At 37.6% G+C, this 13669-nt stretch carries 10 protein-coding genes; 5 read left to right on the top strand and 5 right to left on the bottom strand.

What is annotated here, in order from left to right:
- Positions 1-12: 12 nt before the first annotated feature.
- Positions 13-1356 carry a dGTP triphosphohydrolase gene (gene dgt / locus BD809_RS04330; RefSeq protein ID WP_148781936.1) on the top strand — a complete coding sequence of 448 codons (1344 nt, stop codon included), beginning with the start codon at positions 13-15 and terminating at the stop codon, positions 1354-1356.
- A 246-nt stretch (positions 1357-1602) separates the two neighbouring features.
- Here the strand turns inward: dgt and BD809_RS04325 are convergent, their stop codons facing one another.
- Positions 1603-3366 (bottom strand): 1-deoxy-D-xylulose-5-phosphate synthase, encoded by a 1764-nt coding sequence (locus BD809_RS04325; protein WP_148781935.1) that lies wholly within the window; start codon positions 3364-3366, stop codon positions 1603-1605.
- Positions 3367-3540: 174 nt separating this feature from the next.
- Here BD809_RS04325 and BD809_RS04320 point away from each other — a divergent pair, with 174 nt between their 5' ends.
- Positions 3541-3990, top strand: coding sequence for a nucleoside deaminase (locus BD809_RS04320; protein WP_148781934.1), 450 nt, complete (start codon positions 3541-3543; stop codon positions 3988-3990).
- Between the two features lie 76 nt (positions 3991-4066).
- Positions 4067-4840 carry a carboxypeptidase-like regulatory domain-containing protein gene (locus tag BD809_RS04315; RefSeq protein WP_148781716.1) on the top strand — a complete coding sequence of 258 codons (774 nt, stop codon included), beginning with the start codon at positions 4067-4069 and terminating at the stop codon, positions 4838-4840.
- Between the two features lie 48 nt (positions 4841-4888).
- Here the strand turns inward: BD809_RS04315 and BD809_RS04310 are convergent, their stop codons facing one another.
- The 4 genes from BD809_RS04310 to aspS form a co-directional block, all read right to left on the bottom strand.
- On the bottom strand, positions 4889-5086 hold the full coding sequence (locus BD809_RS04310) for a cold-shock protein (protein ID WP_148781715.1): 198 nt from the start codon (positions 5084-5086) through the stop codon (positions 4889-4891).
- 95 nt (positions 5087-5181) lie between these two features.
- Positions 5182-5430: a hypothetical protein gene (locus BD809_RS04305; protein WP_148781714.1), complete on the bottom strand. Its 249-nt coding sequence runs from the start codon at positions 5428-5430 to the stop codon at positions 5182-5184.
- An 85-nt stretch (positions 5431-5515) separates the two neighbouring features.
- Positions 5516-7300 carry a chloride channel protein gene (locus BD809_RS04300; RefSeq protein ID WP_148781713.1) on the bottom strand — a complete coding sequence of 595 codons (1785 nt, stop codon included), beginning with the start codon at positions 7298-7300 and terminating at the stop codon, positions 5516-5518.
- Positions 7301-7365: 65 nt separating this feature from the next.
- Positions 7366-9114 carry an aspartate--tRNA ligase gene (gene aspS, locus BD809_RS04295; RefSeq protein WP_148781712.1) on the bottom strand — a complete coding sequence of 583 codons (1749 nt, stop codon included), beginning with the start codon at positions 9112-9114 and terminating at the stop codon, positions 7366-7368.
- Positions 9115-9352: 238 nt separating this feature from the next.
- Between aspS and BD809_RS04290 the strand changes: the two genes are divergently transcribed.
- Together BD809_RS04290 and BD809_RS04285 are read left to right on the top strand one after the other, a co-directional pair.
- On the top strand, positions 9353-12283 hold the full coding sequence (locus BD809_RS04290) for a SusC/RagA family TonB-linked outer membrane protein (RefSeq protein ID WP_211356691.1): 2931 nt from the start codon (positions 9353-9355) through the stop codon (positions 12281-12283).
- A 10-nt stretch (positions 12284-12293) separates the two neighbouring features.
- Entirely contained in the window at positions 12294-13631 is a 1338-nt protein-coding gene (locus tag BD809_RS04285) for a RagB/SusD family nutrient uptake outer membrane protein (RefSeq protein ID WP_246131423.1), read from the top strand.
- Positions 13632-13669: the final 38 nt, after the last annotated feature.

Below are 13669 nucleotides of genomic sequence, written 5' to 3'. Positions count from 1 at the left end.
ATTTAAAGTATGATGAACTGGGAAGAGCTATTGTCACTCCGCAGACAAGGTGACACAAATAAACGATTGCGTAAAGAACAGGATGAAACCCGTTTGGGATTTGAGGTGGATTATGACAGGATTATTTTTTCTTCGGCGTTTCGTAGTTTGCAAGATAAAACACAAGTAATTCCTTTATCGAAGACGAGTTTTGTGCACACACGACTTACGCATAGTCTCGAAGTATCTGTAGTAGGGCGCTCCTTGGGTAGAGTAGTGGGAAAACAATTGCTGGAAAAGCATCCGCATCTGGCTGCGGTTCATGGATATCATTTTAACGATTTTGGCGCTATTGTAGCGGCCGCCGCATTGGCACATGATATTGGTAATCCGCCCTTTGGCCATTCAGGGGAAAAAGCGATTGGAGAGTACTTTAAAAATGGAAGTGGTGCACAGTATCAATCACAACTTACTGCTAAGCAATACCAAGATTTAATAGATTTTGAAGGTAATGCCAACGGCTTTAAGATTCTTACCGAATCCCGTGCCGGTATAGAAGGTGGTTTGCGTTTATCGTATGCTACCTTGGGCGCTTTTATGAAATACCCAAAAGCATCTTTGCCTAAAAAGCCAAGTGCGCATATTGCACATAAGAAATTTGGCTATTTTCAAAATGAAGCAGAATTCTTTGGAGAGGTAGCTCGCGAAATTGGCTTGCTTCAATATAATTTTGGTAAAGAGATAACCTACAGTCGCCATCCACTAACTTATCTGGTAGAAGCTGCCGATGATATTTGCTATACCATTATTGATTTTGAGGACGGAATTAATTTGGGACTAATTCAGGAGGAATATGCATTAGAATATTTGATCAAACTGGTAAAGGATAGCATCAATACGTCCAAGTATAATAGCTTAACCACAACTGCGGATCGATTGAGTTATTTAAGAGCTTTGGCAATAAACACCCTAATTCGTGAAGCGGCTGATATCTTTATAGCTAATGAAGAAGCTATTCTCGCAGGAACTTTTACGAGTGGATTGATTGACAAGAGTAAGTACGAAGCACAAATCGATGATATCATCAAAATCAGCGTATCTAAGATTTACCAAAGTCAGGAAGTAACCGAGAAGGAAATTGCAGGATACGAGATACTTGCCACTTTATTACATACCTATTGCGAAGCAACCAAAAATTATATGGAGGACAACTGCTCTAACTATGATAAATTAATTTTAAGAGCTGAAGGTGCCCACTTTGATTATAAAAATGAAGATTCGTATAGTCGTTTGATAAGTATTTGCAACTATGTAGCAAGTCTAACAGATAGCAATGCTTTGTTGAAGTTTCAAAAAATACGTGGAGCTAAGGTGTAATGATACAATTTAGATACGTTTTCTGTTTTTAATGGTAATTTCAAAAAAGATTTGAGAGCACTTAAGTTAAATAATAGACTATTGAATCATAAACAAAAAGCTCCCAAAGTTAACTTTAGGGAGCTTTTATAACTATTGTAGTAGTATCTTATTTTTTGAAAGTCCAAATCTCGGTCAATGTGGTTCCATCTTCATTACTGTGCTCAAACTTTAATTTATAAAATAACGAAATAAATAATAATATTCTTATAATCCCTTAAATCGTTCAACAAGAGCGTTAATTGAGATACCACAAAGGTGTTGTAACTCTTCAGGGGTGCCTTGTTCTATAAAGGTGTCGGGTACTCCGAGTGTTTCTAGCGTGCCCTTGTACTTTTGTTTCGTTGCATAGGAGACTATTGTACTCCCAAATCCTCCTATAATCGTACCTTCTTCCACGGTCAAAATAGTATCATACGCCGCGAGAATCGTATGCAACAATTTTGTATCCAAAGGTTTGATAAATGGAAAATGATAATGGGCAAGATTAGCTTTACTTATGCGAATTGCTTCCATCACATTGGCGCCTATAGTGCCAGTTGATATAATGGCTGCTTTAGTACCTTTACTAAGACAAATTCCTTTTCCGACTACAAAATTCTCAAAAGGTTTTTGCCAGTTAAGTAGTGTTCCTCTACCGCGAGGATAGCGTATAGCAATAGGATGACTAAGACCCAAAGAGGCTGTATATAACAAATTGCGCAGTTCGATTTCGTTACTAGGTGCCGCAATAAGTAGGTTGGGAATGCAATTGAGATAGGCAATATCAAACACTCCGTGATGCGTGGCTCCATCGGCTCCGACCAATCCTGATCGATCAACACAAAAAATAACTGGGAGATTTTGCAGTGCTACATCATGGATAATTTGGTCATACGCACGCTGCAGAAAAGTAGAATAGATAGTGCAAAAAACCGTAAGTCCCTGAGTGGCCATCCCGGCAGCCAAGGTTACTGCATGTTGCTCAGCGATGCCTACATCAAATGCGCGATCCGGCATCTCGTCCATCATGTATTTGAGCGAACTTCCTGTGGGCATAGCAGGCGTAATACCTACAATCTTTGGGTTGTTACGCGCTAATTCTAGGAGTGTTAATCCAAATACATCCTGAAACTTTGGTGGTGCCTGAACGTCTTTTTTTGGCAACAATTCACCCGTATGTGCATTAAATTTACCCGGAGCATGATATTGTACTTGATTTTCCTCAGCTTGTTTTAAGCCTTTACCCTTGGTAGTAATGATATGTAACAGTTTTGGTCCCTCAACTGACTGTAATCGTTTTAATTCACGCAACAGAGTTGGTAAATCATGTCCGTCAACAGGACCATAATATTTAAAATTCAGCGCTTCAATAATGTTATCGGTCTTTGGCTTACGGCCTACTTTTGCTTTGGTGAGATATTCTTTGAGTGCACCCACACTTGGATCAATTCCGATGGCATTATCGTTTAAAATAATCAGGAGGTTTGCATCCGTTACACCGCCGTGATTCAATCCTTCAAAAGCCATTCCGCTGGCAATTGAGGCGTCTCCGATCACTGCAATGTGTTGTTTGTATGTGTCTCCTTTCAATTTTGAAGCAATTGCCATACCTAAAGCCGCAGATATTGAGGTAGAAGAGTGACCCACGCCAAAGGTATCATACGCACTTTCATCTCGTTTTGGGAAACCGCTAAGTCCACCCAATTGTCGATTGGTATGAAAGCGATTTTTTCTTCCGGTTAATATTTTATGAGGATAGGCTTGATGCCCCACATCCCAAACAAGCTGATCGTTAGGAGTATCAAATATATAATGTAAGGCTATGGTTAATTCAATAACTCCCAAACTTGCACCGAGGTGCCCCTCTTTGGAAGCAACGATGTCTATAATGAATTTCCGCAATTCCTGGGCTAATGCCGGAAGCTGTGCTGACGATAATTTTCTTAGATCAGAAGGATATTCAATATCAGATAACAAAGGATACTTTATGGAATCGTTCAAAACTAAAGTCTTTTTGGTTTGTGGAAGAAGAAGTCAAAGAATACACCGGTACCTGCTTTCAACACCTAAGCAAAAATAAGATTTTGTTTTAATGATGAGTAATACTGCGAAGTTTATCTTATAGGACTCTTGTAAATTTTAGTAATTTTGAAAGAAAATATAATGATTGAACCATTTGACGATGCATATTTTATGCGAAAGGCATTGCAGGAGGCCGAACTGGCCTACGCTAAAGACGAAATTCCTATTGGTGCTATAATCGTGGTTCAGGATCAAATTATTGCCAGGGCTCATAATTCAACCGAATTGCTGAATGATGTGACAGCACATGCCGAAATGCAGGCTATTACTGCAGCAGCAAATTTTCTTGGTGGGAAATATTTGAATGAATGTACCTTGTATGTGACCATAGAGCCATGTCAAATGTGTGCCGGTGCTTTATTCTGGAGTCAAATAAAAAAAATAGTGTATGGCGCACGGGATGAACAGCGAGGTTGCATTGCGATGGGAACTACATTGCACCCTAAAACTAAGATGAGTGGGGGAGTGCTTGAAGAAGAATGCAGCACGCTGCTAAAACGCTTTTTTGTAGAAAAGCGGAATCTCAATTAATAAACGAATGTAGTTGTTGCTGTTCTTGTGCAACGTTGCGCAAGATGATCGGTCTTTAGTTTGAATAGATCGATGCATGAAAAAAATTACTTTTGTGGTATTATGTTTTTTCACGCTTGTGGGAAAAGCTCAGGAAATAGAGCGGATTTCTGGTATAATTTCTGATGAATCCGGAAATATTGAAGGAGTTCACATATATAATAAAACACAAAATGCTGGAACCGTTTCCAATGCTAAAGGTGAATTTATCATGCAGGTGTTTTTAAAAGACACCTTAATTTTTTCTTCAATTCAACATTCTGCTAAATCCTACGTAGTTCAGAAACAGGATATTATTTCAAAGCTAATAAAAGTTCATTTAGAAATCGCTTTGAATGAATTGGATCCTGTCATGCTCTCTACTCATTCGCTTACAGGCAATTTATCCAGGGATTTACAAAGTATCACCACCTATGAAAATGTTTTACCGTTATGGAGCGCTGCTGAGCTTGAACGGATGGGAGTTTCCGGATTTAATGACAAGCAATCCAATGTCAAAAATAATGCGCTTGCGAGTGCCCCCGGGGGAGCATCGATTGATTTATTAAAGCTTTTTGAGCATGTCACAACTACTTTTGAGAAGAAGAAAACCTATATATCAACAGCAGAAGTTACTGATTTTTATTCGATTGAATTTATAAGAAATCATATTGACATTCCGCAAAGTGAAGTATATAATTTCATCGATTTTTTAGCAGAACAAAAGGATATTGATTCTATTATCGCGATATCTGATAAATTAAAAGTACTCTCTTATATTATGGATCAGGCAGAAGAGTATAAGAAACACTACGGAATTATAAAAAATTAAAAAAGCACTGCGTACGCAGTGCTTTTTAGAAACTTAGTAACGTATATCTTAATCATGAATTACGCGTACCTGAGCAGCAATAATTCCTTTTCTTCCTTCTTCTTCCTGATACTCTACTTTGTCACCTTCGTTTAATGCTTCGCCGTTTAATCCTGATGCATGTACAAAGATGTCTCTTCCTGTTTCGTCGTTGGTTATGAATCCGTAACCTTTGGATTCATTAAAAAATTTAACTGTTCCTTCCATGGTGTAATATAAAATGTTTTATGAAACCTAAAGTTACTTTTTAATCTGATAAAAAATGTTATTATAATGTAAAAATTTTTGAAGGAAATTGAATTCTATTTTTTTTTATCGTCGTTGAAGTCTCTCATCTTCTGTATATTATCATTCGTCAACATGTAGTCCTTTACTTTTCTGTCTTTCCATCGATGATAGATAAATACTGGCATGAGAACAAATGATCCCAGTAAAATTGCAATGCCAATTAAGGTGTCTCCCTTGGGATGATTACCTGAATTTTTGAAGTAATATCCAATAGCAATAAGGACTGCAAAAATTATGAAAAGAAGTCTGATTATATGTTTCATTCTTTGATATGTATATTCAAAAAGAAGACATTTGACAAGTGGACAGACTAAATTTTAGCCATACAGACCGATCAAAAAGGTTCTTTTATGCAAAACTAATCAACTTTCTTCGATAGGCGGTCAATAATTTTGATTTTGAGATAAAACCAATGTATTTACCTTCTTTAATCACGGGAAGATTCCATGCTCCTGAATCCTGAAACTTGCGCATCGTTGTTTTAGCATTATCAGTTTCAATAATAATGGTAGTCGAGATTTTTGTCATAAGTGTAGCTACGGTTACTTTGTGGTATAATGTTATATCGAACATAATATCCCGAATATCATCCAAGCGCACGATGCCTACTAATTTTTGATCATGATTGACTACGGGAAATACATTACGATTTGACTTTGCAACGGCTTCACTCAGCAATTGTTTTAAAGTGTAAGTTTCTTCAACAGTAACAAAATTTGTTTCCAAACAATCTTCAAGATTTAATAAGGTAAGCACATTTTGATCTTTATTGTGGGTTAAAAGTTGTCCTTGTTCAGCTAGCTCTCTGGTATAAATGTTATGTTCTATTCGATTTTTAGATATAATAAAAGAGATCGCTGTTGTAATCATTAGCGGCACAAATAATTCATAGGATGACGTAATCTCTGCAATAAGAAAGATCGATGTTAAAGGCGCATGTAATACACCTGCAATAAGACCTGCCATCCCTAATAATGTGAAATTAGCTTCAGAAACGTGAAGACCTAGACCGAGGTTATTAATAATTTTAGCGATTACATTCCCCAAGGCGCTTCCCATCACCATCGTAGGAATGAAGATACCACCGCAACCACCGGCAGCAAAGGTCGTAGTCATGGCTATTGCTTTAAAGATGGTTATCCCGATCAATAATGCGATGACTACCCATGCATTATTGGTTAAGTGATCAAAAGGTGTCTGCCCCAGTGCTGCAAAATGATTTCCGTGTAGTAAGCTATTTATAAAACCGAGACCTTCCCCATATAATGGAGGGATAAAATAAAGCATCACGCCAATCGCAAGACCACCAATGATGAGCTTATGAATTTTTTTGGTGAATCTGTCAAAGAATTTCAGAATCCAAAAGTACATTTTAGTAAAATAGATAGATGCGAAAGCGGTACCTATACCTAAAACTATATAAAAAGGAATATCAAAAATTTGAAATCGCTCAAGCACTTCAAAACGGAATAAAACTTCATCACCTAAGAAAAAGTATGACGTTATGATAGACGAAACGGAGGCCAATAATAGAGGGAGGAGTGAAGTGAGCGTAAGGTCCAAACTAAATACTTCTACGGCAAAAACTAATCCGGCCAATGGAGATTTAAACACGGCAGAAATAGCCCCCGCAGCCGCACATCCAATTAGTAACGTTCTTGTTTTTGTTTTTACGTGAAACAAAGAACTGAGATTAGAGCTTAGCGCAGCGCCCGAACCAATTGCTGGCCCTAAGAGTCCCACAGAACCTCCAAAACCTACCGTAATCGGAGCCAAAATAAGAGGTAGATAGGCTTGAGCAGTATTAATAATGCCTTTTGTTTTGGATAAGGAATAAAGAACAAGGGGTATTGCCGACTTGAGATCCTCTTTTACAATGTATTTTAAAATGAGATATACAATAGAGAGTCCAACAATGGGGGTTATAAAATAAAAGGAAGTCTGCCATTGTATTAAATCCTGCTCCAGTAGCGCCTGAATCAAATGCGTAGCATTCTTTAAAAATAGGGAAACTAAACCAGCAAGAAAACCAATGAGTATACTTAGGATTAAAATGAAGTTTTTGGTCGATATATGTCGATATCGCCATTTCAAAAACTTATATAGTATCGTTTTCTTTTGGGTGCGTTGCATAAATAGTAACGAGGTTAAGAAAACGAAAGATACTAAAAAATCCCGCTTAGCGCGGGATTTAATTATTATAGATCAAGTTCAATGTGTAATTCTTTGAGCTGTTCTGTGTCTAGTTTTGAGGGGGCGTCGATCATTACATCACGACCACTATTGTTTTTAGGGAAAGCAATAAAATCTCGTATAGTTTCCTGTCCTCCGAGAATAGCGACCAAACGATCTAAACCAAAGGCTATTCCGCCATGTGGCGGTGCTCCATATTGAAAAGCATCCAACAAGAAGCCAAATTGCGCTTTAGCTTCATCAGGAGTAAATCCTAAGTGATCAAACATTAGCGCTTGTGTTTCTTTATCATGAATACGGATAGAACCTCCACCTATTTCGTTTCCATTTAATACAAGATCGTATGCATTGGCACGTACTTTACCAGGATCAGTATCCAATAATTTCATATCCTCTGGTTTTGGGGAAGTAAAAGGGTGATGCATTGCGTGATAACGCTCTGTATCTTCATCCCATTCTAGCAGTGGAAAGTCAATTACCCAGAGTGGAGCAAATTCTTCAGGATTTCTCAGCCCTAAACGTTCTGCCATTTCCATACGTAGCGCACTCAGTTGCGCACGTACTTTATTTTTTGGACCGGATAAAACACAAATCAGATCTCCCGGTTTAGCTTGAGTAGCTTCAGCCCATGTAGCTAAATCTGCCGCATCGTAAAATTTATCAACTGATGATTTAAAAGAGCCATCATCGTTACACTTAACGTATACCATGCCTAAAGCTCCTACTTGCGGACGCTTTACCCAATCAATCAACTTATCAATTTCTTTACGCGTGTATGAGGCACCACCCGGAACAGCAATTCCAACAACTAATTCAGCTTCATTAAAAACTTTAAAATCTTTGTGTTGAGCAACCGCATTGAGTTCGCCAAACTTCATATCAAAACGAATATCAGGCTTATCATTACCATACGTTTTCATAGCGTCTTCGTAAGACATACGAGGAAAACTTTCAATATCAATACCCTTAATGGATTGTAGTAAGTGACGTGTTAATCCCTCAAAAGTATTGAGGATATCTTCTTGCTCAACAAAAGCCATTTCACAATCAATCTGTGTAAATTCAGGCTGTCTGTCTGCTCGTAGGTCTTCATCTCTAAAACACTTTACAATTTGGAAGTATTTATCCATACCGCCCACCATAAGCAACTGCTTGAAGGTTTGTGGTGATTGAGGAAGCGCATAAAATTGTCCCTCGTTCATCCGTGAAGGCACCACAAAATCACGAGCCCCTTCTGGGGTAGATTTTATCAGATAAGGCGTTTCGATTTCTATAAACTCCTGCTCAGACAGATAACTGCGGACCTGCATGGCTACTTTATGTCTAAAAATAAGATTTTCTTGAACAGGTTTACGACGAATATCGAGATAACGATACTTCATACGTATATCCTCTCCGCCATCCGTTTGATTCTCGATAGTAAAAGGGGGAGTCAGCGCTTCGTTTAGAATAGTTAATTTTTGAACCACAACCTCTATTGCACCGGTGACAATATTGTCATTTTTGGATTCTCGTTCGATGACAGTACCTTGTATTTGAATTACAAATTCCCGACCCAAGGATTGTGCGGTCTCTAATAATTCTTTAGGAGAACGCTCTGCATCAAAGATAAGTTGGGTAATTCCGTATCGATCCCGTAAATCAACCCAGACCATAAAGCCTTTATCTCTGATTTTTTGTACCCAACCGGAAAGCGTAACGTCTTTGTTAATGTCTGTGGCTCGTAATTCACCGCAAGAATGACTTCTATACATAATATACTATTCTGTTAAGGCAGCAAAAATAAGAAGATTTAAGAGAACTACTTTGACGAATTGAATATTTAGTTGACCTAATTATAGTGGTAATTCGAAATATCAATTTGATAATAAAAGTATTCTGATTACGGTTTTAACGTAATGATACTGCTATTTATGTGACAAATACATAGTTTATTATGTATTTTTCTAAAATTATTTTAATAGATTTATCGCGATATTTAAACAAATCATTATGAAAAAACAAACACATCATAGCAAATGGATGTTGCTAATTTTATTGATGCTGCCAGTAGTATTCATGGCTCAGGAGACGATAACAGGTAGAGTCGTTATCCAAGAAAGTGGCGAGGGAGCCGCTTTTATGAATGTTATTGAAGATGGCACCAAAAATGGTACTGCCACCGATATTGATGGCTATTTTACCTTAAGTGTAGAGAAACTACCGGTTAAATTGAAAATTTTTGCTCTAGGATTTTCTGAGGAATTAGTTGATGTAAAAACTACAGGACCTATCACGGTACAAGTTGAAGAGTCCTCTGAATCGTTAGAAGAAGTGGTGGTTACAGGATTAGCGTCTTCTATAAAACGTAGTAATCTAGCAAATGCTGTATCTACTGTTACTGCAGAAGAATTGGTTGGTAATACAGGTCAAACGACGGTAGATGGAGCGCTTTATGGAAAAGTAACAGGAGTAAATATTACGTCAAGTTCTGGTGCTCCAGGTGGAGGTTTTGCGCTTCGTTTAAGAGGAGTCTCTTCTATAAATGGAAATAACCAGCCATTAGTAATTGTTGATGGAGTATACGTTAACAACGTTGAAATTCCATCTGGGCTGAGATTCGCGTCTGGTGGTAATGCAGGAAACGAAGAAAACTCATCTAACCGTTTGGCGGATTTGGATCCAAATGATATTGAAAATATAGAAGTTTTAAAAGGTTCGTCGGCCGCAGCCATATATGGTCAAAGAGGTAATGCCGGTGTGGTAATTATAACCACAAAACGTGGTAAAGGTGGACGTACAAAAATAAGTTTTAGTCAAGACACAGGTATTAATGTGATTCAAAACAAATTAGGGCTAAGACCATGGACTGCTCAATCAGTAGAGAACACATTTAATGCTGCGGAACGAGCGAAGTACGAGGCGACAATTGCTGCTAACGGTGAGTTGTATGATTATGAAGAAGAGATTTATGGTAATACTGGATTTATTACTGATACAAGATTGAGCGCTACCGGAGGAGATGAAAAAACAAAGTTCTATGTTGGAGGATCTTATCGAGATGAGGAAGGAATTATTAAGAACACCGGTTTCGATCGTTTGTCATTGCGAGCTAATATTGATCATCGTATATCGGATGTTTTTGATTTTACATCTACAACAAATTATGTGCGCAGTAATTCAAGTAGAAGCTTTACAGGTAATGAAAATGAAGGAGGATTAAGTTATGGCTATACTTTAGCATTTACGAGACCTTGGGTTAATTTGTATCCAGATGCTAACGGCGCGTATCCAAATAATCCAAATTATTCGGGTAATCCACTATTTGTTAGAGATCAAGCAAAAAATGAAGATTCCAATAATCGTATCATACAAGGATTTAAATTAAACACTAAATTATATACTGGAGATAAAAACCGAGTTCGTTTTGTTGTAAATGGTGGAGTAGACTACTTGGCAAACGAAACTTATGTATATGTTCCTGAAACGCATCAAGCTAGAATTGATGGACAGGCCGGATTCATTGCCCAAGGTAAAAATAATTTCACACAGTTTAATTCACAAGCTATTGGAGTTTGGGATCACACAGGCTTAAAAGGAGACTTAAATTTAACAACACAGCTAGGTGTAACCTATTTAAAACAAGAAGGTAACTTGGTTAATGGAAGAGGATATGACTTGGCAGCAGGCCAAACAAATGTTGATCAATCTGTGAATCAAGAAATTGATCAGTTTAAGTCAAGTGAAGAAGATTTTGGATACTTTTCTCAAATTGAAGCTAATTACAAGGATCGCTTCATTGCAACAGTTGGATATCGTTTGGATAAGTCATCACGTAATGGAGATCCTAATAAATTGTATGGTTTTCCAAAAGCCTCTTTAGCTGTAAATTTCAATAATTTTGATTTCTGGACTTTAGAAGCGGTAAATCAATTTAAATTTAGAACTGCCTATGGAGAGACTGGAAATCCAGCGGCCTTTGGTGCTACGTTTACTAGCTTGGCTACTGCGAATATTGGTGGTAGTCTAGGGGTTTCAGTTGCTGGCTTAAAAGGTGATCCTGATGTAGAACCAGAGACAGCTTCGGAATTTGAAATCGGACTGGATATTGGATTATTCAATCGAATAAGTTTGGAAGCAACATACTATTACAAGAATGTTAGAGATTTAATTTTATCACGATCATTACCTGCTTCGTCAGGATTCACGAGAGAGACGACCAATTTAGCAGATTTAGAAAATAAAGGTGTTGAATTAGCATTAAGAGGTGATATTCTTAATGGTGAAAATTTCACTTGGAACACAGGTGTTCAATTTTACCTTAACCGATCAGAGGTTACACGTCTAGATGTTCCCGCTTTTGCTCAACCTGGTGCTGGATTTGGAACAGGTTTAGGAACGTTCTACATTGAAGAAGGTAAGCCGGTTACTCAACTTGTAGGAAGTGTTAATGGAGAGCTAACTCAAGTTGGTAATGTGGAACCAGATTTTCAAATGGCTTTCAATAATTCACTTACTTTATTCAAGCAATGGGACATTTCTTTTCTTTTACAGTGGAAAGAAGGGGGAGAAAACCTCAACCTATCACGTTTTTTGACCGATTTAGGGCAAACTACACCGGATTTGGAAACTCCAGAAGGTCAGGCGAGATTGGATTCTCCAGCTAACGCTGTTCGTTTTGTTGAGCCTGCTGGCTATGTAAGATTAAGAGAAGCTTCGATATATTATAGAATTCCAAGAAAAAATATAAGTTCAATTTTTGGTGATGTAATAAGTGATGTGAAGTTGGGAGTTTCAGGGAGAAACCTATTTACAATTACGGATTATAGTAGTTATGATCCTGAGGTTTCTGTTAATGGAGGCGCTGGATTGTCCAGTGGAATTGAAGTAGCACCTTTTCCAAGTTCTAAGCAATATTACTTCCATTTAAATGTTAATTTTTAAGATGATTATGATGAAAAATAATATAAAACTAATTTCAAAGTATATGATGGCAGGGAGTGTAGTGCTTACCTCTTTATTATCATGTTCTATTGATGAAATAGCTGATCCTAACGGACCAAGTGTAGATGTTGTTTCAAATGCCGCAACTAAGACTCAATTAGATGAACTCGCAGTTGGAATCGAATCTTCAATTAGAAACGGATTAGGTGTAGAAGTTACTGCCAGTGGAATAATGGCAAGAGAACTTTACTTATTTGATGCTGATCCTAGAAATACTGGAGATTTACTTGGTAAAAATGGAATTCAATTAGATAACAATTCTTTCTACAGTACAGCTCAATGGAACGGAAACTATCGGGCGATTAAAAATGCGAATGTTTTAATAGAGGCTATAAGTAATACTGATGCGGTTGATGTAACAGAAAAAAATGGATATCTGGGATTTGCAAAGACCATGATATCTTATGAGCTAATTCAAATACTAAAATCGTATCATCAAGCACGAGTGGATGTTTCGGATCCGGATAACTTAGGGCCGTTATTAGAAATCAGCGCAGGTTTTGATTATGTAATCCAGTTGTTGAACGAAGCTAATACAGATTTGAATGCTGCTGGAACAGAGTTCGTTTTTCCTTTGAGTACTGGTTTTAGTGGTTTTGATACTCCGTCGACTTTTTTGGAGTTTAATAGAGCATTAGTTGCAGTTGCATCTGTTTACAATGGGAATGGCCAAGATGCATTGGATGCATTGGATGATTCCTTTTTTAATTTAAGCGGAGCACTTGAAACCGGGCCTAAGCATGTTTTTGGTTTAGGTGGTAATGATCAGGCTAATCCGGTGTTTCGAGCTCCTTCAGAATCAGCTGCAGAACCAAACAATGGGGATCAAATAATTGTACACGATAGCTGGATTAATGATGCTGAAGCTGGAGATACTAGAGTTGCCGATAAAACTGCAGTACGACCAGACCCTAGTATTCAAGATGATTTGTCTGGGGATTATGAAACTCGTTTATACGCTTCTAGTACTTCACCAGTTGATCTTGTTAGAAATGAAGAGCTTATTTTAGTATATGCGGAAGCAAATATTTTAACCACCAATTTTGTTGAAGCTGCTAATGCATTGAGTGTTATTAGAAACTCAGCTGGATTATCCGATTATACGGGAGCTTTGACTCAGTCTGCATTAACGGATGAGTTACTAAGACAAAGACGCTACTCTTTATGGTCCGAAAATCATAGAATGTTTGATATGTGGCGTTATGGGCGGTCTCAAACACTCCCAAAAGATAGATCTGGAGATGTTATTTATAGTTCATTTCCTATTCCATTATCTGAAAATTTATAGCTAAGAAGCTAAATGATCAAAACAAAAAAAACGCCGCA

It is taken from the genome of Aquimarina intermedia, assembly GCF_008124785.1.
GTDB lineage: Bacteria > Bacteroidota > Bacteroidia > Flavobacteriales > Flavobacteriaceae > Aquimarina > Aquimarina intermedia.
Note: the sequence above shows the minus strand (reverse complement) of the source record. Positions and strands in the feature narration are given on the sequence as shown.